Source organism: Mycobacterium sp. IS-2888 (genome assembly GCF_001954215.1).
Classification (GTDB): Bacteria; Actinomycetota; Actinomycetes; order Mycobacteriales; family Mycobacteriaceae; genus Mycobacterium.
The window spans coordinates 22,115-44,869 of record NZ_MBET01000010.1 but is presented as its reverse complement, the minus strand read 5'-3'; the positions used below and the strand labels follow the sequence as shown (position 1 = coordinate 44,869).

At 69.3% G+C, this 22,755-nt stretch carries 20 protein-coding genes and 1 pseudogene; 17 read left to right on the top strand and 4 right to left on the bottom strand.

Annotated features, from left to right (window positions below; all coding sequences use genetic code 11):
- Position 1: 1 nt before the first annotated feature.
- On the bottom strand, positions 2-1,954 hold the full coding sequence (gene acs / locus A5745_RS01490) for an acetate--CoA ligase (protein ID WP_076114852.1): 1,953 nt from the start codon (positions 1,952-1,954) through the stop codon (positions 2-4).
- A 116-nt stretch (positions 1,955-2,070) separates the two neighbouring features.
- Here acs and A5745_RS01485 point away from each other — a divergent pair, with 116 nt between their 5' ends.
- The 6 genes from A5745_RS01485 to A5745_RS01460 all read left to right on the top strand — a co-directional run bounded on the left by A5745_RS01485 (position 2,071) and on the right by A5745_RS01460 (position 8,572).
- On the top strand, positions 2,071-2,625 hold the full coding sequence (locus tag A5745_RS01485; RefSeq protein ID WP_083662641.1) for a DUF4232 domain-containing protein: 555 nt from the start codon (positions 2,071-2,073) through the stop codon (positions 2,623-2,625).
- A 124-nt stretch (positions 2,626-2,749) separates the two neighbouring features.
- The gene (locus tag A5745_RS01480) at positions 2,750-4,384 is read left to right on the top strand and encodes an ABC transporter substrate-binding protein (RefSeq protein WP_076114875.1); all 1,635 of its coding nucleotides are present in this window, start codon (positions 2,750-2,752) and stop codon (positions 4,382-4,384) included.
- Between the two features lies 1 nt (position 4,385).
- Positions 4,386-5,312, top strand: coding sequence for an ABC transporter permease (locus tag A5745_RS01475; RefSeq protein ID WP_076114851.1), 927 nt, complete (start codon positions 4,386-4,388; stop codon positions 5,310-5,312).
- Positions 5,305-6,180, top strand: a complete 876-nt coding sequence (locus tag A5745_RS01470; RefSeq protein WP_076114850.1) for an ABC transporter permease — start codon at positions 5,305-5,307, stop codon at positions 6,178-6,180. The genes A5745_RS01475 and A5745_RS01470 overlap by 8 nt, the downstream gene beginning before the upstream one ends.
- The gene (locus A5745_RS01465; RefSeq protein ID WP_076114849.1) at positions 6,177-7,790 is read left to right on the top strand and encodes an ABC transporter ATP-binding protein; all 1,614 of its coding nucleotides are present in this window, start codon (positions 6,177-6,179) and stop codon (positions 7,788-7,790) included. The genes A5745_RS01470 and A5745_RS01465 overlap by 4 nt, the downstream gene beginning before the upstream one ends.
- Positions 7,791-7,801: 11 nt before the next feature.
- Positions 7,802-8,572 (top strand): oxidoreductase, encoded by a 771-nt coding sequence (locus A5745_RS01460; protein ID WP_076059802.1) that lies wholly within the window; start codon positions 7,802-7,804, stop codon positions 8,570-8,572.
- A 485-nt stretch (positions 8,573-9,057) separates the two neighbouring features.
- On the opposite strand, the gene A5745_RS01450 is transcribed toward A5745_RS01460, so the two are convergent.
- On the bottom strand, positions 9,058-9,921 hold the full coding sequence (locus A5745_RS01450) for an HAD-IB family hydrolase (RefSeq protein ID WP_076059804.1): 864 nt from the start codon (positions 9,919-9,921) through the stop codon (positions 9,058-9,060).
- A 495-nt stretch (positions 9,922-10,416) separates the two neighbouring features.
- Here A5745_RS01450 and ssd point away from each other — a divergent pair, with 495 nt between their 5' ends.
- From ssd to A5745_RS01410, 8 genes and pseudogenes are all read left to right on the top strand, one after another.
- Complete coding sequence (gene ssd / locus A5745_RS01440) at positions 10,417-11,463, top strand: septum site-determining protein Ssd (RefSeq protein WP_254848477.1); 1,047 nt, start codon at positions 10,417-10,419, stop codon at positions 11,461-11,463.
- Positions 11,460-12,623: a TadA family conjugal transfer-associated ATPase gene (locus A5745_RS01435; RefSeq protein WP_076114847.1), complete on the top strand. Its 1,164-nt coding sequence runs from the start codon at positions 11,460-11,462 to the stop codon at positions 12,621-12,623. The genes ssd and A5745_RS01435 overlap by 4 nt, the downstream gene beginning before the upstream one ends.
- Positions 12,624-12,698: pseudogene (locus tag A5745_RS24155) on the top strand (16S rRNA (guanine(966)-N(2))-methyltransferase RsmD); the annotation flags it as partial.
- Positions 12,695-13,495 carry a type II secretion system F family protein gene (locus A5745_RS01430; protein ID WP_076114846.1) on the top strand — a complete coding sequence of 267 codons (801 nt, stop codon included), beginning with the start codon at positions 12,695-12,697 and terminating at the stop codon, positions 13,493-13,495. The pseudogene A5745_RS24155 and the gene A5745_RS01430, both read left to right, overlap by 4 nt.
- Positions 13,492-14,082: a type II secretion system F family protein gene (locus tag A5745_RS01425; protein ID WP_205866295.1), complete on the top strand. Its 591-nt coding sequence runs from the start codon at positions 13,492-13,494 to the stop codon at positions 14,080-14,082. Before A5745_RS01430 ends, A5745_RS01425 begins: the two co-directional genes overlap by 4 nt.
- Positions 14,083-14,121: 39 nt before the next feature.
- Positions 14,122-14,313 carry a DUF4244 domain-containing protein gene (locus A5745_RS01420; protein WP_076059867.1) on the top strand — a complete coding sequence of 64 codons (192 nt, stop codon included), beginning with the start codon at positions 14,122-14,124 and terminating at the stop codon, positions 14,311-14,313.
- 23 nt (positions 14,314-14,336) lie between these two features.
- Positions 14,337-14,639, top strand: a complete 303-nt coding sequence (locus tag A5745_RS01415; protein ID WP_076059810.1) for a TadE family type IV pilus minor pilin — start codon at positions 14,337-14,339, stop codon at positions 14,637-14,639.
- A gap of 31 nt (positions 14,640-14,670) precedes the next feature.
- Positions 14,671-14,967, top strand: coding sequence for an Rv3654c family TadE-like protein (locus A5745_RS01410; RefSeq protein ID WP_083662639.1), 297 nt, complete (start codon positions 14,671-14,673; stop codon positions 14,965-14,967).
- Here A5745_RS01410 and A5745_RS01405 read toward each other — a convergent pair.
- Together A5745_RS01405 and A5745_RS01400 are read right to left on the bottom strand one after the other, a co-directional pair.
- Positions 14,964-16,001 (bottom strand): PAS domain-containing protein, encoded by a 1,038-nt coding sequence (locus A5745_RS01405; RefSeq protein ID WP_076059812.1) that lies wholly within the window; start codon positions 15,999-16,001, stop codon positions 14,964-14,966. The genes A5745_RS01410 and A5745_RS01405 overlap by 4 nt on opposite strands.
- A gap of 263 nt (positions 16,002-16,264) precedes the next feature.
- Positions 16,265-18,568, bottom strand: a complete 2,304-nt coding sequence (locus A5745_RS01400; protein WP_076114872.1) for a DEAD/DEAH box helicase — start codon at positions 18,566-18,568, stop codon at positions 16,265-16,267.
- A gap of 247 nt (positions 18,569-18,815) precedes the next feature.
- On the opposite strand from A5745_RS01400, the gene cspA reads away from it, so the two are divergent.
- The 3 genes from cspA to topA all read left to right on the top strand — a co-directional run bounded on the left by cspA (position 18,816) and on the right by topA (position 22,754).
- Complete coding sequence (cspA, locus tag A5745_RS01395) at positions 18,816-19,019, top strand: cold shock protein CspA (protein ID WP_007166602.1); 204 nt, start codon at positions 18,816-18,818, stop codon at positions 19,017-19,019.
- 160 nt (positions 19,020-19,179) lie between these two features.
- Entirely contained in the window at positions 19,180-19,770 is a 591-nt protein-coding gene (locus tag A5745_RS01390; RefSeq protein WP_076059813.1) for a hypothetical protein, read from the top strand.
- Between the two features lie 194 nt (positions 19,771-19,964).
- Positions 19,965-22,754: a type I DNA topoisomerase gene (gene topA, locus A5745_RS01385; protein WP_076114845.1), complete on the top strand. Its 2,790-nt coding sequence runs from the start codon at positions 19,965-19,967 to the stop codon at positions 22,752-22,754.
- Position 22,755: the final 1 nt, after the last annotated feature.

Genomic DNA, 22,755 nt, shown 5'->3' with positions numbered 1-22,755 from the left:
CCTACTTGGCCGCCCTGATCGCGTCGAACACGCCGGGATCGAGCAGCGTCGACGTGTCGCCCAGCTCGCGGTTTTCGGCGACGTCGCGCAGCAGCCGCCGCATGATCTTGCCGCTGCGAGTCTTCGGCAGCTCCGGCACCACATGGATCTCGCGCGGCTTGGCGATCGGCGAGATCTCCTGTGCGACGTGAGCACGCAGCTCGTCGAGCGTGCCCTGGTGCGCGTCGTCGCTGTCGCACAGGACGACGAACGCGCAAATCGCCTGGCCGGTGGTCTGGTCGGTGACCCCGACCACCGCCGCCTCCGCGACGCCGTCGTGGCCGACGACCGCCGATTCCACCTCGGCGGTGGAGATCCGGTGCCCCGACACGTTCATCACGTCGTCGATGCGGCCCAGCACCCAGATCGCGCCGTCGGAATCGAAACGGGCGCCGTCGCCGGCGAAATAGAAGCCTTTGTCGGCGAATTTCGACCAGTACGTCTCGCGGTACCGATCCGGGTCGCCCCAGATGCCGCGCAGCATCCCCGGCCATGGCTGGTCCAGGACCAGGTATCCGGTGGCGTTCTGGGCGTTGTCGCTCTCGGGCCGTAGCGGATCGCCGTGGTCGTCGACGATCTTGGCCGAGATCCCCGGCAGCGGTGTCATCGCCGAACCGGGTTTGGCCGCAGCGATTCCGGGCAGCGGCGAGATCATCGCGGCGCCCGTTTCGGTCTGCCACCAGGTGTCCACGACCGGGATTTGGTCGGCGCCGAAGACCGCGCGATACCAGCGCCAGGCTTCCGGGTTGATCGGTTCGCCGACAGATCCCAGCAGCCGCAGGCTGGACAGGTCATGGGCGTCGGGGATCTCGCGTCCCCACTTCATGAAGGTGCGGATCAGGGTGGGAGCGGCGTAATAGATTGTGACGCCGTATTTTTCGATGATCTGGAAATGGCGGTGCTGATCCGGGCTGGCCGGCGTGCCCTCGTAGAGTACCTCGGTGACACCGTTGGACAGCGGGCCGTAGACGCCGTAGGTGTGTCCGGTGACCCAGCCGATGTCGGCGGTGCACCAGAAGACGTCGGTCTCGGGCTTGACGTCGAAGATGTAGTAGTGCGTGTAGGAGCATTGCGTCAGGTAGCCACCGCTGGTGTGCACGATGCCCTTGGGCTTGCCGGTGGTACCCGAGGTGTACAGCAGGAACAGCGGCTGCTCGGAATCGAACGACTCGGGGGTGTGTTCGGGCGACGCGGTGTCGACGACGTCGTGCCACCACACGTCGCGGTCGGCGTTCCACGACACGTCAATCCCGGTGCGGCGCACCACCAGAACCTTCTCGACGGGACTGTCCGGATCCCCGACTGCCTCGTCGGCCGCATCCTTGAGCGGCGCGGCCTTGCCGCGGCGAAACTGCCCGTCGGTGGTGATCAGCAGTTTGGCCTGGGCATCGGCGATTCGGGCCCGCAGGGCCTTCGAGGTGAAACCGGCGAACACCACGCTGTGCATGAGGCCCAGCCGCGCGCAGGCCAGCATCGCGACGACGGCCTCCGGGATCAACGGCATATAGATGGCGACCCGGTCGCCCGCGACCAGCCCGAGGTCGCTCAGCGCGTTGGCGGCTTTGCATACCTCGGCCTGTAGATCGGCGTAGGTCAGGCTGCGGCCGTCGCCGACGGGCTCGCCGACCCAGTGGATGGCGACCCGGTCCCCGAGGCCGGCCTCGACGTGACGGTCCACGCAGTTGTAGGCGACGTTGAGCTTGCCGCCGACGAACCACTTGGCGAACGGCGCCTCCGACCAGTCCAGCACCTCGGTGAACGGCGTCGTCCAGGACAGGCGGTTGGCCTGTTCGGCCCAGAAGGCGAGCCGGTCTCGCTCCGCTTCGTGGTACAGATCCTCGCGGGCGTTGGCCTGTTCGGCGAACCCCGGCGGCGGGGGGTACGTGGAGGGCCCTTCGGTGGGGGTCGCGGTCACTGGCTACTCTCCTATGGTTTCGGCTCGTCAACCGTCAGTGAGCCTAGCCCCGCGAGTTGAACCGCCGCGCTCCAATCCAATCCCAACGCATGCCCGCGTAACGCATAATCACCGGTGTGCCGGGACCTGCCGGGCGGCGCCGTCGCCGAGGAGTCCCCAGCATCGTCGTGGTGGCATCGAACTGCGCGGCCGCCACGCTGCTGGGGGCGCCCGCGTGGGCGGCGCCGGTCGAGACGGGCGACCAGCCCACGCCGTGCTGGTCCGAGCAGGTCGCCGTCAGCGCCTCGCCGGCCCAGGGCGCCGTGGGTCACCGCTCGCTGGCGCTGATCTTCAGCCTCGCGGGCGGCGCGGAGCCGTGCACGCTCACCGGCTACCCCGGCGTCGACGCCGGCAATGGCGGTCCGCCCCTTCACGCCGAACCCACACCACGCGGATACATGGGCGGATTGCCGGCCGGCATCGACGCGCCGCAGCCCGTCACCCTGTCGTTGTCCCAACAGGGTCAGGCGATCCTGGAGGGCATGGCGGTCGACGCCGGCGGCAACCCCTGTCCCACCTACACCGACCTGGCCGTCAGCCCTCCCGACATCGTCCAGGTGTTCACCGTGCCTGCCGGCATCGACGCCTGCGCGCTGCAGATCCACCCCATCACCGTCGGTCAATCGTCTTGAAACACCTTGTGGCGTAAGTCATTTCGCTGATGCGGTCGTCCGGCGGCGTTGACGTATCGGCGGCCAACCGATTATCGTGTCGTGACCCCTCGGCGAGACGACCAATCCGATTGCGGGAATCGTGATCAGCGCTGCCAAGTACCGGACCGCGGTGGCGACGCTGGCCGCCTGGACGCTGGTGGTCGCATCGGGTTGCGGCGGCGGAATGCTGAGCCCCGATCTGGTGGTGGTGAACGGCGGGGAGCCGCCCTACCCGCTGATCCCGACCAGTACCAACGACAGCAACGGCGGAAGGATCATCGACCGGCTCTTCGCCGGGCTGGTGTCCTACGACGCCGCCGGAAACCCCGCGAACGAGGTTGCCCAATCGATCGAGACGACGGACAACGTCAACTACCGCGTCGTCCTCAAACCGGGATGGAAATTCACCGACGGCTCGGTGGTGACCGCCCACTCGTTCGTCGACGCGTGGAACTACGGCGCGCTGAACACAAATGCCCAACTGCAGCAAAGCTTTTTCAGCCCGATCGCCGGGTTCGACGAGGTCTCCGGGACGACCGGCGACGGCAAGCCGGCCCCCGGCCGCACCACCATGTCCGGGCTGCAGGTGGTCAACGATCTCGAGTTCCGCGTGCGCCTCAAGGCGCCGACCATCGACTTCACCTTGCGGTTGGGCCACAGCGCGTTTTACCCGCTGCCCGACGCGGCATTCCGCGATATGGCGGCGTTCGGCCGCAACCCGATCGGCAACGGACCGTACCGGCTCGCCGACAGCCCGGACGGGCCCGCCTGGGAGCACGACGTCAAGATCGACCTGCGGCCCAACCCCGACTACCACGGCAACCGCAAGCCCCGCAACAAAGGCCTGCGATTCGACTTCTACGCCAACCTGGACACCGCGTACGCCGACCTGCTGTCGGGCAATCTCGATGTCCTGGACACGATTCCGCCGAGCGCACTCCCGATCTACAAACGCGACCTAGGCAACAACGTCACCAGCGGACCGGTCGCGGTCAAACACAGCCTCGACACGCCGCTGCGGCTGCCGCATTTCGGCGGCGAGGAAGGGCGGCTGCGCCGGCTCGCGCTATCGGCCGCAGTCAACCGGCAGCAGATATGCCAGCAGATCTTCCTGGGCACCCGCACTCCGTCGCGCGATTTCACCGCCAGATCGTTGCCGGGCTTCGATCCCAACCTCCCGGGCAACGAGGTGCTGAACTTCGATCCCGGTCGCGCGCGCCAACTTTGGGCACAGGCCAACGCGATCTCGCAGTGGAGTGGACAGTACGTGATCGCGTACAACGCCGACGCCGGGAACCAGGAATGGGTGGACGCGGTGGCCAACAGCATCAAGAACGTGCTGGGCATCGACGTGGCCGGCGCACCGCAGCCGACCTTCGCCGGATTCCGCACGCAGATCACCAATCACAGCATCGCGACCGCGTTCCGCGCCGCCTGGCAGGGCGACTACCCGTCCATGATCGAATTCCTAGCCCCGCTGTTCGCCACCGGGGCGGGGTCCAACGATGTGGGTTACTCCAACCCCGAGTTCGATGCGGCGCTCGCGGCCGCCGAGGCCGCCCCTACATTGCCGCAGTCCAATGCCATGACCAACGACGCGCAGCGAATCCTGTTCCACGACATGCCCGTTGTGGAGCTGTGGGACAACGTCGGCGTGGTGGGCTGGTCGACGCAGGTCAAAAGCGTCGGAGTCGCCTGGAACGGCCTCCCCGACTACGAGAACATCGTGAAGGGCTGAGATGGGCTGGTACATCGCACGCCGCATCGCCATCATGGTGCCGGTCTTCATCGGCGCCACGCTGTTGATCTACGGCATGGTTTTCCTGCTGCCCGGTGATCCGGTGGCGGCGATGGCAGGAGACCGCCCGCTGACCCCGGCGGTCGCGGCGGCGCTTCGTGCCCGCTACCACCTCGACGACCCGTTCATCGTGCAGTACCTGCGCTATCTGGGCGGTGTGCTGCACGGCGATCTGGGCCGGTCGTTTTCCGGGCTGCCGGTCAGTGCCGTTCTCGCGCATGCGTTTCCGATCACCATCAGACTGGCGCTGATCGCGGTGGCGGTGGAAACGGTGCTGGGGGTCGGGTTCGGCGTTGTCGCCGGGCTGCGTCAGGGCGGCATCTTCGATGCCACGGTCCTGCTCACCGGCCTCGTCATCGTCGCGATTCCGATCTTCGTCCTCGGCTTCCTCGCGCAATTCGTGTTCGGCGTTCGGCTCGGGATCGCGCCCGTGACGGTGGGTGAGCGGGCGACCTTCGCCCGGCTGCTGCTGCCCGGAATCGTCTTGGGCTCGGTGTCGTTCGCGTATGTGGTGCGGTTGACCCGATCCGCGGTGGCCGCCAACGCCCACGCCGATCACGTGCGCACCGCCACCGCGAAGGGACTGTCGCGACCGCGCGTCGTGACGGTGCACATCCTGCGCAACTCGCTGATCCCGGTGGTGACTTTCCTCGGCGCCGACCTGGGGTCGCTGATGGGCGGGGCCGTCGTCACCGAAGGCATCTTCAACATCCATGGCGTCGGCGGCGTGTTGTTTCAGGCCGTCACCAGACAGGAGGCGCCGACGGTGGTATCCGTCGTGACGGTGCTGGTGCTCGTGTATTTGGTCGCCAACCTGGTGGTGGACCTGCTCTACGCCGCCCTCGACCCCCGGATCCGCTATGGCTGAACACATACCGATCCATCACGGTTTCTGGCGCGACACCTGGCGCACGCTGCGCCGGCGCCCGAAGTTCGTCGTCGCCGCCGCGCTGATCGTCGTCATCGTCGTCGTCGCGATCTTCCCCGAGTGGTTCACCGGCATCGATCCCACCTATGCCGATCCCAGCCAGAGCCTGCTTCCCCCGTCGGGCGCGCACTGGTTCGGCACCGACTTGCAGGGCCACGACATCTACGCGCGCACCGTCTACGGGGCGCGGGCCTCGGTGATGGTGGGACTGGGGGCCACCCTGCTCGTCTTTCTGGTCGGCGGGGCGCTGGGCGTGCTGGCCGGCTTCTACGGCGGCTGGATCGACGCCGTGGTCTCGCGGATCAGCGACATCTTCTTCGGATTGCCCCTGCTGCTGGCCGCCATCGTGCTCATGGGCGTCTTGCACCACCGCCGGGTGTGGACGGTGATCGTCATCCTGGCCGTGTTCGGCTGGCCGCAGGTGGCCAGGATCGCGCGCGGCGCGGTGCTGCAGGCGCGGTCAAGCGATTACGTTCTCGCGGCGAAGGCCTTGGGGCTGAGCGACTTCCAGATCCTGCTCCGGCATGCGCTGCCCAACGCGTTGGGCCCCGTTTTCGCGGTGGCCACCCTTGCCTTCGGCGTCTTCATCGTCACCGAGGCCTCGTTGTCCTACCTTGGCGTCGGATTGCCGACCTCGGTGGTGTCCTGGGGTGGGGACATCAACCTGGCGCAGAGCCGGCTGCGGTCCGGCTCGCCGATACTGTTCTATCCGGCCGGCGCCCTGGCGATTACGGTGCTGGCGTTCATGATGATGGGTGACGCGCTGCGCGACGCCCTGGATCCGTCCTCGCGGGCGGTGCGAGCGTGAACGAAGCGTTGTTGTCCGTCGAAGGTCTGGAAGTCACGTTCGGCGACCACGCCGCAGTGCGCGGAGTCGATCTGACGGTGGCGCGCGGGCAGACCGTCGCGGTGGTGGGCGAATCCGGATCCGGCAAATCCACCACAGCCGCCGCCGTCCTCGGCTTGCTTCCGCCGGGCGGGCGAATCACGGCCGGACGCATCATGTTCGACGGTCGCGACATCACGTCGTTTGATCGGAAGGCCGATCGCCGGTTGCTCCAATCGATCCGGGGGCGCTCCATCGGATACGTGCCGCAAGATCCGATGACCAACCTCAACCCGGTCTGGAAGGTGGGCTTTCAGATCCGGGAAGCGTTGCGGGCCAACACGAATGACCGTGGGGCGCGGCGGCGCGCGCTGGAACTGCTCGCCGAGGCCGGCGTGCCCGAGCCGGCGAAGCTGGCTGGCCGCTACCCGCATCAGCTGTCCGGTGGCATGTGTCAACGCGCCCTGATCGCCATCGGTTTGGCCGGCCGGCCGCAGTTGCTCATCGCCGACGAGCCGACGTCGGCTCTGGACGTGACCGTGCAGCGGCAGGTGCTCGACCATCTGCAGCGCCTCACCGACGAGCTGGGCACCGCGCTGCTGCTGATCACCCACGACCTCGCGCTGGCCGCCGAACGGGCCGAGCGTGTGGTCGTGGTCCATCGCGGCGTCGTGGTGGAATCGGGTGCGGCACAGGCGATCCTGCAGGACCCGCGGCACGAGTACACCCGGCGGTTGGTGGCCGCGGCCCCGTCGCTCACGGCCCGCAGCCCCCGGAGCCGGCCCGCGGATGGCGAGCACATCCTGGTGGCTTCCGAGCTGACCAAGGTCTACCGGGAGTCGCGTGGCGCACCGTGGCGGCGCGGCGAGTTCCGCGCCGTCGACGACGTGTCGTTTCGCCTGCGACGGGCCAGCACCCTGGCGATCGTCGGGGAGTCGGGCTCGGGCAAATCGACGGTGGCGCGGATGGTGCTCGGCCTGCTGCAACCCACGTCGGGCTCGGTGGTGTTCGACGGCACCCGCGTCGCCGACACCCTGGACCGGGACGCGGCGATGGCGTTTCGCCGGCGAGTGCAGCCCGTGTTCCAAAACCCATACAGCAGCCTGGATCCCATGTATTCGGTGTTTCGCACCATCGAGGAGCCGTTGCGGATCCACCGGGTGGGCGACCGCGGGCAGCGCCGGCGCGCGGTCCGCGAGCTCCTCGACCAGGTGGCCCTGCCGTCGTCGGTGCTGGGGCGGCTGCCCCGCGAGTTGTCCGGCGGTCAACGGCAACGGGTCGCGATCGCGCGGGCGCTGGCGCTGCGGCCCGAGGTACTGGTGTGCGACGAGGCAGTGTCGGCGCTCGACGTCCTGGTGCAGGCGCAGATACTCGAGCTGCTGGCCCAGCTGCAGGCCGAACTCGGCCTGGCCTACCTGTTCATCAGCCACGACCTGGCGGTCATCCGGCAGATCGCCGACGACGTCCTGGTGATGAGGGCGGGCCGGGTGGTGGAGCGAGCACCCACCGAGGAGCTATTCGCTCGGCCGGGTCACGAGTACACCCGTCAGTTGCTGGAGGCCATTCCGCGCGCGCCGGCGCCGCCGCGCTAGGTTGGCAACCTGTGACGGCTGACCCGCTGGCCCCGCTCATGGAGCTCCCCGGCGTCGCCGAGGCGAGCGACCGAGCCCGCGACGCGCTGGGCCGGGCCCACCGCCACCCCGCGAATCTGCGGCGCTGGCCGGTGACCGCCGCCGAGGCGGCGTTGCGGTCCGCGCGCGCCTCGTCGGTGCTCGACGGCGGGCCGGTGCGGCTGGAGGACCTGGCGGCGGCTGCACCAGACGGGCCGGCGGCCGGTGATCCGGTGTTCGGCGGAGCGCTGCGGGTGGCCCAGGCGCTGGAGGGCGGCGGGGGTGCCCTGGTCGGCGTGTGGGAACGAGCGCCGCTGCAGGCGCTGGCCCGGTTGCACATGCTGGCGGCGGCGGACCTGGTCGACGACGATCGGCTGGGTCGCCCGCGGGCCGACGGCGAGGTTGGCCCCCGGCTGGAGCTGCTGGCGGATTTGGTGACCGGCCGCTCGCGGGCGCCCGCGCCGGTGGTCGCGGCGGTCGCACACGGAGAGCTGCTGACGCTCAAGCCATTCGGCAGTGCGGACGGCGTGGTGGCCCGGGCGGTGTCGCGGCTGGTGACGATCGCGAGCGGCCTGGATCCCCACGGACTCGGTGTGCCCGAGGTGAGTTGGATGCGACAGCCGGCGGACTACCGCGGGGCCGCGCAGCGGTTCGCCGACGGCACGCCGGAGGGGGTGGGCGCTTGGCTGGTGCTGTGTTGCCGGGCGATGCAGGCCGGCGCGCAAGAGGCGCTGTCCATCGCCGAATCGCTGCCGAATCGATAGCTTCCAATCGGTAGCCAGGGGGCCGCAAAAACGGCGGTGGATAATTCGTCCGAATAAATGTAGAGCGGGCGACGTCCCGAAATATTCGGTCCGCCGCCCGCTAGCACGGAACCCGGTTACCAAGCGTGCATATCTGGGCTGCGTGGGTGGCCTCGGCGATCTTGCGACGCTTCCGGCTGCAACCCCACCCAAAGGGCCGTCGACACCATCCGCTTTTCGCAATTACGCAGGCCCGCAACACTTCTGCCATTATCGCGGCTATGACTCCGCGTGGGTGCCGGGTACCGTGCTGGGCGCCCGGATCGGGAGATCGAACCTTCTCTTCCGGATCGACCTAGGCCTCACCGGGCTTCCGTGGTTCCATTTGTACTACTGGAGCCTTAGCACAGCAAGGCCCAATTCCGCGAATGTTGCGAAGTGACACCGGACGGGGTGCTCGAGGTGTTTGCTGTGGGCCCGCCGGCGCGCATCGCGAGCGGGGCAACTCAGCGCTCGAACGCGAAGCGGCGCAACAACGAGTAGGTAACTGCCCCGGCGGCCAGCGCGCTGATTCCCACCGCGGCGGTGGTTGCGATCGCCGCGCCCGACGGCGCCGGAATTCGGTCCCGCAGGGACACCGGCCGGGAAAACATCAGCACGGGCCAACCGCGATCGGTGGCCTCTTTGCGCAGCCCGCGGTCGGGGTTGACCACACTCGGATGGCCGACGACCTCGAGCATTGGCAGGTCGGTGATCGAGTCGGAATAGGCGTAGCAGTGCTCTAGCGGGTAGCCCTCGCGGGCGGCGAGTTCGCGGATCGCCTGTACCTTGCCCTCGCCGTAGCAGTAGAACGCCACCTCGCCGGTGTACTTGCCGTCCTCGACGACCATCCGGGTCGCCATCGCATGCGTTGCGCCCAGGGCCCGCGCGATCGGCGCGACGATTTCCTCCCCGGAGGCCGAGACCACCACGACGTCACGGCCGCACAACTTGTGGGCGGCGATCAGGTCCGCGGCCTCCGCGAACACCAGGGGAGTCACGATGTCGTGCAGCGTTTCGTTGACGATCGACTTGACCTGAGCCACGTCCCAGCCGGTGCACATATTGGCTAAGTGAGTGCGCATCCGGTCCATCTGGTCATGATCGGCACCGGAGAGCAGAAAGATGAACTGGGCGTAGCTGGACTTGAGCACGGCGCGACGGTTGAGCAGTCCCTGCGCGAAGAACGGTTTGCTGAACGCCAGTGTGCTGGACTTGGCGATGATCGTCTTGTCGAGGTCGAAGAAGGCGGCCGTGCGGGCGTGGGTGGCGGCGGTCGCCGACGTTTGCCGTGAAGTTTGCTGGTGCGCGGCCGGGTCGAAGACGGTCACCCGCCTAGCATATGTCGACGCTCCGACCGGGCGGCGGCCCTGCATTCAAATCGGCGCTTCGGCGACGTGTGGCGGGCGGGACCGCCGGTGTTTTTGCGGCTCAACGTGTTTTTCGGATAGAAGAAGCTATTGCGTTAATGCGCACTGTCATGTGTATAGTAAGCAGTACTCGGCCTGAGCCGAGGGTGTATCAGCCCGACCCCCCGGGGCTGATACACGACGACCCTCGCCTCCTCCCCCCCTGGCGGGGGTCGTCCCTTTTCTGGGGTAAAAAATTCGGTCGTTCCGCGCGATTGGCGCGGCCCGGTGCGCGTTGCGGGGACCGGGTGATCCGTAAGCTGAGCGCGCGTTGTGCAACGCCTTTGTGCACACTTGCGTCTCTCTCCACAAATCCGGGTTTGGCACTGGTGTCCCAAGGTCATGGCCGCGCACGGTGAGTGGGTGACTGCAAATACCCGCGTCGTGTCGCCGGGGTCGGCCGGCGTGCTGGCGGCGCTGACCGATGCGGAGTTGCGCGAAGAACTCGACCGGGTGGCCGCCGCGGTCGGAGTTCGGGTGGTCCATGTCGGCGGTGCCGTAGTGAGTAGGAAAACGTGGTCGGCCGCCGCGGCGGTGGTGCTCGACGCGGCGGCGGCCGATCGATGCGCGCAGACGGCGCTTCCGCGGCGCGCACACGTCAACGTGTTGACCGCCGCCGAACCCACGGCGGCGACGTGGATGGCAGCCATCGCCGTCGGCGCCCAGCATGTGCTGCGGATGCCTGCGCAGGAAGATGAATTGATCCGCAACCTCGCCGAGGCCGGCGAATCGGTGCGTGAGGACGGGCCGCGCGGCGAGGTCTTGGCCGTGATCGGCGGGTGCGGTGGGGCCGGTGCGTCTTTGCTGGCCGCCGCCGTGGCCCTGGCCGCCAGCGACGCGCTTTTGGTGGACCTCGATCCCTGGGGCGGCGGCATCGATTTGCTGATGGGCGGCGAGACCGCGCCGGGTCTGCGGTGGCCCGATCTGGCATTGCAGGGCGGACGGCTTAACTGGTCGGCCGTGCGCGATGCCCTGCCGCGACATCGCGGAATCAGCATGCTGTCGGGAACGCGGCGCTCCTGCGAATTGGACGCGGCGCCGGTCGAGGCCGTCGTCGATGCCGGTCGCCGCGGGGGAGTCACCGTGGTGTGCGATCTTCCCCGCCGCCTCACTGATGCGGCCCAAGCGGCGCTCTACGCCGCCGATCTCGTGGTCGTCGTCAGCCCGTGCGACGTGCGGGCGTGCGCTTCGACCGCGGCGATCGCCCCGGTGCTTGCCGCGATCAATCCCAATGTCGGGCTGGTCGTGCGGGGACCGTCGCCGGGGGGATTGCGCGCGGCCGAGGTCGCCGATATTGCCGGCTTGCCGCTGCTGGCGTCGATGAGGGCCGAGCCCCAACTCGCGGGGCGGGTTGAGCAAGGCGGTCTGCGCCCGGGGCGGCGATCCGCGCTCGCGGTCGCGGCTCGCCGGGTGCTTGCCGTGCTGCCGCGTGCGGGCTCGGGTGCTCAGGGCAGGGCGGCGTGAGCGGCTCGCTGATCGACCGGGTGCGCGAGCGGTTGGCGGCGGAGTCCGCCCCGCTGCGGCCCAACGTGGTGGCCGCCGCGATTCGGGCCGAATCCAACGGGGTGCTCGGTGATACCGAGGTTCTCGCCAATCTTCGTGTGCTGCAGACCGAGCTCACCGGTGCCGGCATCCTCGAACCGTTGTTGTGCGCGGACGGCACGACCGACGTCTTGGTCACCGCGCCCGACGCGGTATGGGTCGACGACGGAAACGGCTTGCGGCGCAGCCAGATCCGGTTCGCCGACGAGGCGGCGGTGCGGCGGCTGGCGCAGCGGCTGGCCCTGGCCGCCGGCCGGCGGCTCGACGACGCGCAGCCCTGGGTGGACGGGCAGCTGACCGGCATCGGTGCCGGCGGCTTCGCGGTGCGGCTTCACGCGGTGCTGCCGCCCGTGGCCGCCGGAGGGACCTGCTTGTCGCTGCGGGTATTGCGGCCGGCCACACAGGATTTGGCGGCGCTTGCCGCGGCGGGCGCGATCGAGCCCCGGGCCGCCGCGCTGGTCGCCGACATCATCGCCGCCCGGTTGGCCTTCCTCGTGTGCGGCGGGACGGGAGCGGGGAAGACGACCCTGCTGGCGGCGATGCTGAGCGCCGTGTCGCCGGCCGAGCGGATCGTGTGCGTGGAGGATGCCGCCGAGCTGGCGCCCCGACATCCGCATCTGGTCAAGCTGGTCGCGCGGTGCGCCAACGTCGAGGGCGTCGGCGAGGTTCCGCTACGCCAACTCGTCCGGCAGGCGCTGCGAATGCGGCCCGATCGCATCGTGGTCGGGGAGGTGCGGGGCGCCGAAGTGGTGGACCTGCTGGCCGCGCTGAACACCGGCCACGACGGCGGGGCCGGCACGGTGCATGCCAACAACCCGGGCGAGGTTCCCGCCCGGCTGGAGGCGTTGGGGGCGCTCGGTGGTCTGGACCGGGCCGCTCTGCACAGCCAACTGGCCGCGGCGGTTCAGGTGTTGCTGCATGTCGCCCGGGATCGCGCCGGCAAGCGCAGGCTCGCCGAGATCGCCACGCTGCGCCACGTCGACGGCCGGGTTCGGGCGGTCACGGTGTGGCACGCGGACCGGGGAATGACCGACGACGCCGAGGACCTGCACCGCATGCTGCGCGCCCGGACGCCGGCATGACGCGCCGGCGACGATGCAGTGGGGGCACCTGCCGCTTGCGGGGGACGAAGCGATGAGGAGGAGCGGCGCGAATGAATAGTCCGGTCGCGCCCGCGCTGCTGATGTCGTTCGCGCTCTTGGTCTTTCCGGCGTCCCCGCGGCGCCGGCTCGCCACCGCGCCGCCGCCCGGCCGGCGAGTGAGGGTCGGTAGGGGCGGGGCCGGCGTCGCGATGGCGTGTGCCGCGGTAGCCGCCGCCGTCCTGCTGCCGCTGACGACGGTCCTCGCCGTCGCGGCGGCCGGCGCGACGGCGGGCCTGCGTTACCGCTGGCGGCGCCGCGTGCGGCTCGCGACGGACGAAGGTCGCACGATGGAGGCCGCCCTCGATGTGTTGGTCGGCGAATTGCGGGTGGGCTCGCATCCGGTGCATGCGTTCCGCGTTGCCGCCGACGAAACCGCCGGCGCGGTCGCCGGGTCGTTGCGCGCCGTGGCGGCGCGGGCCAGATTGGGCGCCGACGTCGCGGCCGGCCTACGCGCCGCGGCGCGATCATCGGCTCAGCCCACGCACTGGAATCGGCTCGCGGTGTGCTGGCAATTGGCCAACGACCACGGGTTGGCGATAGCCACCCTGATGCGGACGGCGCAGCGCGATATCGCTGAGCGGCAACGGTTCTCGGCGCGGGTGGCATCGGGCATGGCCGGGGCGCGGGCCACCGCCGCCATACTGGCGGGGTTGCCGCTGCTGGGCGTGCTCCTCGGTCAGCTGATCGGGGCCCGGCCGGTCGAATTTCTGCTCAGCGGGCATGGCGGCGGGTGGCTGCTGGTGGTCGGGGTGACGCTGGCGTGCATCGGGCTGTTGTGGTCGGACCGGATCACAGCTCGGGTCGTGGCATGAGCACCGCGGCGGTGTTGCTCGCCCTGGCACTATGCATCGGGCCCGGACCGTCGGTGGTTCGGGCGCGGGCGGGGACGCCGTCGCCCGCCCCTCGGCCGCGGTCGCGGGCCGAACCAGGAGCGGACCCGCTGGCGGTCGCATCCAGCCTCGACGTGTTGGCTGCGTGCCTGGGCGCGGGCATGGCGGTGTCGACCGCCGCGGCGGCCACCGCCGCGTCCGCGCCACCGAAGCTGGCCCGAGTGTTGCGCAGAGCCGCCGATCTTCTGGCACTGGGCGCGGATCCCTTTGTGGCATGGGCGATCCCGCCCGACCTGCGGGCCGCGGAGGTCGACGCGCAGACCGATGCCTTGCTGCGGCTGGCGCGGCGTTCGGCAGCCTCGGGTGCCGCGTTGGCCGACGGCGTCGAGGACTTGGCCGACCAGTCTCGGCAGGACGCCTCGCACGCGGCCACCGCCGCCGCCGAGCGGGCCGGGGTCTTGATCGCCGGGCCGCTCGGACTGTGCTTCCTGCCGGCCTTCGTGTGCCTCGGAATCGTGCCGGTGGTGGCCGGGCTGGCCGGCGATGTTTTCCAGTCGGGCTTGCTGTGAAAGTGACATCGCAGAAGAGAGGATGCATTGGTGATCAACATGTTTCGCGTGCTCGTGGCCCGCATTTCGGTCTTGGCGGCCGACGAATCGGGCATGTCCACGGTCGAATACGCCATCGGGACAGTCGCGGCGGCCGCGTTCGGCGCGATTCTTTACACCGTCGTCACGGGCGATTCCATCGTGTCGGCGCTGACCAACATCATCGGTCGAGCCCTCAATACCAAGGTTTAGCCGGGTGTGACGGCGCGAGCACCGTGGAAGCGGCGCTGGCGATCGCGGCGTTGGTCGTGGTGTTGGTGCTGTGTCTGGCAGGTCTGTCCGCGGTGTCGATGCAGGTGCGCTGCGTCGACGCGGCGCGCGAGGCCGCCCGGCTGGCCGCGCGCGGTGACGAGCGCTCGGCCGTCGACGCCGCTCGCCGCATCGCACCGGCGGCCGCCCGGATCCAGGTGCGCCGAGACGGCGATTTTCTGGTCGCTACCGTGGTCGCTCGGTCAAAACTGTTGCCCGCGTTGGATATTTCTGCGAAAGCCGTCGCCGCGGCGGAGTCCGGGCGATGATCGGGGCTCGGCGACCGTCCTCGCGGCCGCGATGGTTGCGGTGCTGTTGTGTGTCGCGGGCGCCGGCGCGTACGTCGGCTCGGCGGTGGTGGCGCGCCACCGCGCGCAGGCGGCCGCGGATCTCGCCGCGCTGGCCGCCGCGGCACGGATGCCGTCCGGACTGGAGGCCGCGTGCGCGCGTGCGACGGCGGTGGCCCGCGAAATGCAGATCGACGGTGTGCAGTGCGGGGCCGACGATCTCGATGTCGTCGTCACCGTCCAGGTCGCCGTCGCATTTGGCGGCCCGGCGCGGGCGGCCGCTCGCGCGGGCCCGGTGTCAGAGCCTTAGGTCGTGTCGGCTTGGGCTGGAGGCAATCCGGCGGCGGCGATTTCCTCGTCTGTGGGCAACCGCAGGGAAACGAGCCCGGCGAAGATATCGGGTTCGAGCTCCACCTGGTTGACAGTGACGTGCACGGGCACCCAATCGGCGTCGTGACCGCGCATCCGAAGCACGCGGCTGGTCGGGCCGTCGGCGAATTCCTTTGTCATGGCGGACATCAGGGGTTGATCGTCGGGGTGAACCCTGGGCCTGTCCGTGTCGCTGCCCCGCCAGTCGTAGAAGGTGCAGGGCTCGTCGAGCCACTTCAGCAGCGTCCAGTTGTGTAGGTCGACGAGTGCGCGGTGGACACCGGCCTGCGCCAGTCCGTTGAGGATCCGCTGCGCCAGATCGTCGGCGGATACCGACGGACCCCTGAGGTCGGCACGCCAGTTCATCGCTCGCGCGATCAGGTGATCCCGGCCGTCCGGCCCCGGTTCCAGCGCGGTGCGCGCGACGAATCCTATCCGGGCGGGGTTTCCCTGCCAATCGGTGAGATCCCATGTGCTGTACAGCGTTTGGCCCGGCTTCGCCCGCACCGCCATGGCCAGCACCTTGGTTTCGTTGGGATTGAGGGCACGCGACGGAAGGTCTTCCGCGAAAGCTCTGCCGAAGGTGACCTCGACGTCGGGGTTCTTGCCGCTGTTGGCCAGCGACTCCCGGGTGTCGGTCGCCACGCCCAGGGTGAGGTCCCACTTCAACGGGCCCGGCACCGGCCGCTCGGGGGGTTCGATATCGGCGGGGCCGGTCCACACGTGCACACCGTGCATGCGGCCATCGGACATCAGCACCGGCTCGGTGCGGATGACCCGATCGCGCTTGGGGGTGATGCTGGTGAGGCTCTGACCGGTCTGCACCGACTCGGTTATCGCCGTCCGAACCGCGGACAGCGAGGGACTGCGGCGCAGGAACGTCGTGATCGGGACGAGATTTTTGAGTTGGCGCCCCTGCGCCACCACAGCGGGTTCGTCCCCCAGCGTCTCCACGAGCAACCAGTCGTGGGCCATGCGCTCGATTTTACGGCGGTGCGGGCGGCCCTTGGTTCCCAGCGCCGGTTATGAAGGCAACCGCCGGTCGCCGGGTGGCCGGCGAATTTGCAAATCCCAGCGCAGCCTTGGTAGCTTCTGGCATTCGCCGCGCGTGTAATTGGCGTACAGGCATTTCTTTAGCAAAAAGGAAATGTGCCCTCGGCGCGGCCGTCGCGATGCCATCCGTGGAGGTCGACCGTTGAGGGGTCGGTCGCCGTCCGGCGGATCGGCCCACGTGACGCTTAGGGCAACTCCGCCAGCACGAGGCGCAGCACCTGGATTGCACCCGCTTTGTCCAGCGGGTCGTTGCCGTTGCCGCATTTGGGGGACTGCACGCACGACGGGCATCCCGTCGCGCATTCACAGGCCTCGATGGCGGCGGCGGTCGCTCCCAACCAGGTGCGCGCCCGGCGGAAGCCGCGTTCGGCGAATCCCGCGCCGCCCGGGTAGCCGTCGTAGACAAACACACTGGGCAGGCCGTCGGGACCGACCGCGGTCGACATGCCGCCGATGTCGCCGCGGTCGCAGCTGGCCACCAGGGGCAATAGGCCGATGGCGGCGTGCTCGGCCGCGTGTAACGACCCGGGAATCCGCACTGCGTCGATGCCGTTGCGGTGCAACGCTTCCGGCGTGATGGTGTACATCGCCGCGGTGGTGTCCAGCGTGTGCTCCGGCATGTCCAGTTCGACGAAGTCGATGACTTCTCCGGAAAGCCGGCGACGCAGGTAGCCCACGACCCGATGGGTGACCCTGACCGGCACCACACCCAAGACGACGGGCCCGAACTCCAACCGCTCCCCGCTGCCCGTGACGACGATGTCGGTGAGTTCCCGGGCGAAAGTGGCATACCCGGGATCCTCGGCGTGCACGAACGCGATCGCGTCCTCGGTGTCCAGCGAATCGACGACGTAGCTGTCGCCCTGGTGCAGGTACACCGCCCCCGGGTGGACCGACGCCGGCGCCTGGCCCACCCCGACGCTGCCCAACAGCCGCCCGGTGTCGGCCTCCACGATGACGATCTGCCCACCCGCGGAGCCGCGGATATCCACCGCACCGTGGGGCTCCAGCCCCGGCGCGGGGAAGTACTTGCCGTTGCGGCGGCGCAGCAGCCCGTCGTCGACCAATCCCGAGGCCACCTCCACCGCACCGAAAGAGGAGACCTCGGCGTCGTCAAGCGGCAGTTCGGTTGCGGCACAAAGGAGTTGGGGTCCGAGAATGTAGGGGTTGGCGGGGTCGATCACCACCCGCTCGACCGGCTTGTCCAGCAGCGCGGCGGGATTGTGGACCAGATACGTGTCCAGCGGGTCGTCGCGGGCGATCAGCACCACCAGCGCGCCCTGCCCGCGCCGGCCCGACCGTCCGGCCTGCTGCCAGAACGAGGCCACGGTCCCGGGAAATCCGGCGAGCACCACCGCGTCCAGCCCGGCGATGTCGACGCCCAGCTCCAGCGCGTTGGTGGTGGCCAGGCCGCGCAGCCGGCCCTCGGCCAGGGCGCGCTCCAGCGCGCTGCGGTCCTCGGCGAGATAGCCCGCCCGATACGACGCCACCGTCGGCGATAGCCCCGGCGCGATGTCGTCCAGCCGCGCCCGGGTGCCCAGCGCCGTCAGTTCCGCCGCGCGGCGCGACCGGACGAACGTCAGGGTCTGCGCCCCTTCGGCGATCAGATCGGCCATCACGCGTGCCGCCTCGGCCCCCGCGGAGCGCCGCACCGGGGCGCCGTTCTCGCCGGTCACGTCAGCCCGCAGCGCGGGCTCCCACAACGCCACCGTGCGGGCGCCCTGGGGTGAACCGTCTTCGGTGACCTCCTCCACCGGAAGGCCGATGAGTTCGGCGGCCGTCGCGCCCGGCGAGTCCGTCGTCGCGCTGGCGAACACCACCGTGGGCGCCGACGAGTAGCGTGTGCACAGCCGCAACAGCCGGCGCAGCACCATGGCCACGTTCGAGCCGAAAACCCCACGGTAGTAATGGCATTCGTCGACGATGACGAAGCGAAGGCCGCGCAACAGGACGGCCCAGCGCGCGTGGTTGCGCAGTATCGACAAATGGATCATGTCGGGATTGGAAAACAGCCAGCGCGAGCGCTCGCGGGCGAAGCGACGCACCTCGGCGGGGCTGTCGCCGTCGTAGGCCGTGGGGGCGACGTCTCGCAGCCGGGGAATGGCCGTCGTCAGGGCGTGCGCGGCGCGCAACTGATCGTGGCCGAGCGCCTTGGTCGGCGACAGGTATAGCACGCGGGCCCGCGGATCCGTGGCCAGCGCGTTGAGGACCGGAAGCTGGTAGGCCAGCGACTTGCCCGACGCGGTGCCGGTGCTCACCACCACGTGACGCCCCGCGTGGGCCAGTTCCGCGGCGCGGACCTGGTGCGACCAGGGGGACGTGACACCGCGATCAGCGAATGCGCGCACCACGTCGGGCTCGGCCCAGTCCGGCCAGCCCTGCGGCCGGCCGCCCCGCGCCGGCAGCTCGGCGACATGGCGCAGCGGATGCTCGCCCGCCGCGGTACCGGCGAGCGCGGCGGCCAGCAGGTCACTACCGAAACTCGCCACCTCATGCCCTCCAAGAATCAGCCCGCGACACAAGTCTGTCGCCGACGCGATGAACATGGTTGACTGTTTGCGGTCGCAGCTTCTGTGTTCGTGTCACACTTTCGCAGGAACAACGTTGCGGCCGCGGTTCCTGCGAGGTTATAGGTCGGGTGAAGTTCCGGCGACTACGCGAGGTATGGCGGTCGTACTCGGCCCGGGGCATCGAAAGGCGGCGCCCCGCATCCAGAAGAAAAGGAAAGATCGAGAGATGCCACAGGGAACTGTGAAGTGGTTCAACGCGGAGAAGGGCTTCGGGTTCATTGCACCCGAAGACGGATCCGCAGATGTTTTTGTCCACTACACGGAGATCCAGGGTTCGGGCTTCCGCACCCTCGAAGAAAACCAGAAGGTCGAGTTCGAGATCGGCCACAGCCCTAAGGGCCCCCAGGCCACCGGAGTCCGTTCCGTCTAACTGAGCGGATTCACGACGGAAACCCCCCGTACAGTCCCGTTTTACGGGCCAGGCGGGGGGTTTTCTTTCTGCCTCCATCGCTGCGGAAAGCGCCCGCGGATTCCCGGCTCACCGCCAACCTCAACGCGTGGGCGGGCGACCTGGCCTACTGTCGGTTAGCGTGAGCCAGCTTTCCTTCTTCACAGCGGAGTCGGTGCCGCCCGCGGTCGCCGATCTCTCCGGGGTGCTGGCAGCCTCCGGGCAGATCGTGATGGTCGGTGCCCCGGACGTCCAGGGTGCCCGGCTTTCGGTGGTCGTGGATGAGCTGTGGCGCGCTACCGCGCTGGCCGAGATGATCCGCGAGGCGGGGTTGGTCCCCGAGATCGGCCGCACCGACGAGAACACCCCGCTGGTAAGGACGGCCGTCAACCCGTCGTTGACCTCGATGGCCGCCGAGTGGACGCGCGGGGCGGTCAAGACCGTCCCGCCGCGCTGGCTGCCCGGGCCGCGCGAGCTGCGGGCGTGGACGCTGGCGGCCGGCGCGCCCGAAGGCGACCACTATCTTCTCGGGCTCGACCCGCACGCGCCGGACACCCATTCGCCGCTGGCGTCGGCTCTGATGCGGGTCGGGATCGCGCCGACGCTGATCGGCACCCGCCGCGGCCGGCCCGCGCTTCGGATCAGCGGCCGTCGGCGGCTGTCGCGACTGGTAGAGAACGTCGGGGAACCCCCGAATGACGCCGCCGCGTTGTCGGTGTGGCCGCGGATTTAGCGGCTAGATTGGGCCCGCGTCTCGGGGAGTCGGTTTGCATCGGCCCACCCAAGGGTGCGAAATTGTCAGGTGCCCGCAGGCGAAGGAACGCTGGCGTATCTGAATTTCATCGGAATTTCGGAAGCCGGCCTGTCATTCTTCCTGCAGGGCGGTCCCGCAGGGGGGCCGGGACAAGAGATGGAGCGTAAGCGCAGTTGGCTGACGAAGAAGACCGCGGCACCAGCGGAAATGGGAGCCGGCGGCGACTTGTCATCGTCGAGTCGCCGACTAAGGCGCGCAAACTGGCCAGCTACCTGGGCTCGAGGTACATCGTCGAGTCCTCGCGCGGCCACATCCGCGACCTGCCCCGCGCCGCCGCCGACGTTCCGGCCAAATTCAAGTCCGAGCCGTGGGCCCGGCTCGGGGTCAACGTCGACGCCGACTTCGAACCGCTCTACATCATCAGCCCGGAGAAGAAGAGCACCGTCACCGAGCTGAAGGGCCTGCTCAAGGACGTCGACGAACTCTATCTGGCCACGGATGGCGACCGCGAAGGCGAAGCCATCGCCTGGCACCTGCTGGAAACCCTCAAACCCCGCATCCCGGTCAAGCGGATGGTGTTCCACGAGATCACCGAGCCGGCCATCCTCGAGGCCGCCGAGAACCCGCGCGACCTGGACATCGACCTCGTCGACGCGCAGGAAACCCGCCGCATCCTGGACCGGCTCTACGGCTACGAGGTCAGCCCCGTGCTGTGGAAGAAGGTCGCGCCGAAGCTGTCGGCGGGCCGGGTGCAGTCGGTGGCCACCCGCATCATCGTCGTGCGCGAGCGCGACCGGATGGCGTTCCGCAGCGCCGCCTACTGGGACGTCATCGCCAAGCTGGACGCCAGCGTGTCCGACCCGCAGGCCCAGCAGCCCACCTTCATCGCCCGGCTGACCAACGTCGACGGGCTGCGCGTGGCCACCGGCCGCGATTTCGACTCGCTGGGCGCGCTGCGCAAGGCCGACGAGGTCGTGGTGCTCGACGAGGCTCAGGCGACCGAGCTGGCCGCCGGGCTGCGCGGCGGGCAGCTGAGCGTGGCGTCGGTCGAGGAGAAGCCCTATACGCGGCGCCCGTATCCGCCGTTCATGACGTCGACGCTGCAGCAGGAGGCCGGCCGCAAGTTGCGCTTCTCCGCGGAGCGCACGATGAGCATCGCCCAGCGGCTCTACGAAAACGGCTACATCACTTATATGCGTACCGACTCCACGACGCTGTCGGAGTCGGCGATCAACGCCGCGCGGACCCAGGCCCGCCAGCTCTACGGCGAGGAGTATGTCTCCCCGTCGCCGCGCCAGTACACCCGCAAGGTGAAGAACGCCCAGGAGGCGCACGAGGCAATCCGTCCGGCCGGGGAGACGTTCGCGACCCCGGACGCGGTGCGCCACGAACTCAACGGCGACGACTTCCGCCTCTACGAACTGATCTGGCAGCGCACGGTCGCCTCGCAGATGGCCGACGCGCGCGGCACCACGCTGAGCCTGCGGATCGCCGGCACCGCGGGCGAGCGGCAGGTGGTGTTCTCCGCGACCGGCCGCACCATCACGTTCGCGGGCTTCCTCAAGGCGTACGTGGAAACCGTCGACGAGCTGGCCGGCGGCGAGGCCGACGACGCCGAGCGGCGGCTGCCGCACCTCACCGAGGGCCAGCGGCTGGACGCGCTGGAGCTCACCCCCGACGGTCACGCCACCAACCCGCCGGCGCGCTACACCGAGGCCTCGCTGGTCAAGGCGCTCGAGGAGTTGGGCATCGGGCGCCCGTCGACGTACTCGTCGATCATCAAGACCATCCAGGACCGCGGCTACGTGCACAAGAAGGGCAGCGCCCTGGTGCCCTCGTGGGTCGCGTTCGCCGTCACCGGTCTGCTGGAGCAACACTTCGGCCGGCTCGTCGACTACGGGTTCACCGCGGCGATGGAAGACGAGCTCGACGAGATCGCCTCGGGCAACGAGCAGCGCACCACGTGGCTGAACAACTTCTACTTCGGCGGTGACCACGGCGTGCCGGAGTCGATCGCCCGCTCCGGTGGCCTGAAGAAGCTCGTCGGCGTCAACCTCGAAGGCATCGACGCTCGAGAAGTCAACTCCATCAAGCTGTTTGACGACGCGCAGGGCCGCCCCGTCTACGTCCGGGTCGGCAAGAATGGCCCCTACCTGGAGCGCACGATCACCGGCGATGACGGCGAACCGACGCCGCAGCGGGCCAATCTCAACGACTCCCTGACGCCCGACGAGCTGACGCTGGAGGTCGCCGAGGAGCTGTTCGCCACGCCGCAAGAGGGACGGGTGCTCGGGGTGGACCCGGACACCGGCCACGAGATCGTCGCCAAGGACGGTCGCTACGGGCCGTACGTGACCGAGATCCTGCCGGAGCCCCCGGCCGACACCAATGGCGAGCCCCCCAAGAAGGGCAAGAAGCCCACCGGCCCCAAGCCCCGGACGGGATCGCTGTTGCGCAGCATGGATCTGCAGACGGTCACTCTCGAGGATGCGCTGAAGCTGCTGTCGCTGCCCCGCGTCGTCGGAGTGGATCCCGAATCGGGCGAGGAGATCACCGCGCAGAACGGGCGCTATGGCCCATACCTGAAGCGCGGCAGCGATTCTCGCTCGCTGACGAGCGAGAACCAGATCTTCGAGATCACGCTCGACGAGGCGTTGAAGATCTACTCCGAGCCGAAACGTTCTGGGCGCCAAAGCGCTTCGGCGCCGCCGCTGCGGGAGCTGGGGACCGACCCGGCGTCGGGCAAGCCGATGGTCGTCAAGGACGGCCGATTCGGGCCCTACGTCACCGACGGCGAGACCAACGCCAGCCTGCGCAAGGGCGACGACGTCATGTCGATCACCGACGAGCGCGCCGCCGAACTGCTGGCCGACCGGCGGGCCCGTGGCCCGGCGAAGCGGCCCGCCAGGAAGGCGTCGCGGGCGCGCAAGTCGCCGGCGAAGAAGGCCGCCAGGCGTAGCTAAT

Bases quoted from the DNA above. Each gene is read 5' to 3' on its own strand.
- A5745_RS01475 (WP_076114851.1), top strand. From the start codon at position 4,386: ATGGGCTGGTACATCGCACGCCGCATCGCCATCATGGTGCCGGTCTTC.
- A5745_RS01470 (WP_076114850.1), top strand. From the start codon at position 5,305: ATGGCTGAACACATACCGATCCATCACGGTTTCTGGCGCGACACCTGG.
- A5745_RS01430 (WP_076114846.1), top strand. From the start codon at position 12,695: ATGAATAGTCCGGTCGCGCCCGCGCTGCTGATGTCGTTCGCGCTCTTG.
- A5745_RS01425 (WP_205866295.1), top strand. From the start codon at position 13,492: ATGAGCACCGCGGCGGTGTTGCTCGCCCTGGCACTATGCATCGGGCCC.
- A5745_RS01420 (WP_076059867.1), top strand. From the start codon at position 14,122: ATGTTTCGCGTGCTCGTGGCCCGCATTTCGGTCTTGGCGGCCGACGAA.
- A5745_RS01410 (WP_083662639.1), top strand. From the start codon at position 14,671: ATGGTTGCGGTGCTGTTGTGTGTCGCGGGCGCCGGCGCGTACGTCGGC.
- A5745_RS01405 (WP_076059812.1), bottom strand. From the start codon at position 16,001: ATGGCCCACGACTGGTTGCTCGTGGAGACGCTGGGGGACGAACCCGCT.
- cspA (WP_007166602.1), top strand. From the start codon at position 18,816: ATGCCACAGGGAACTGTGAAGTGGTTCAACGCGGAGAAGGGCTTCGGG.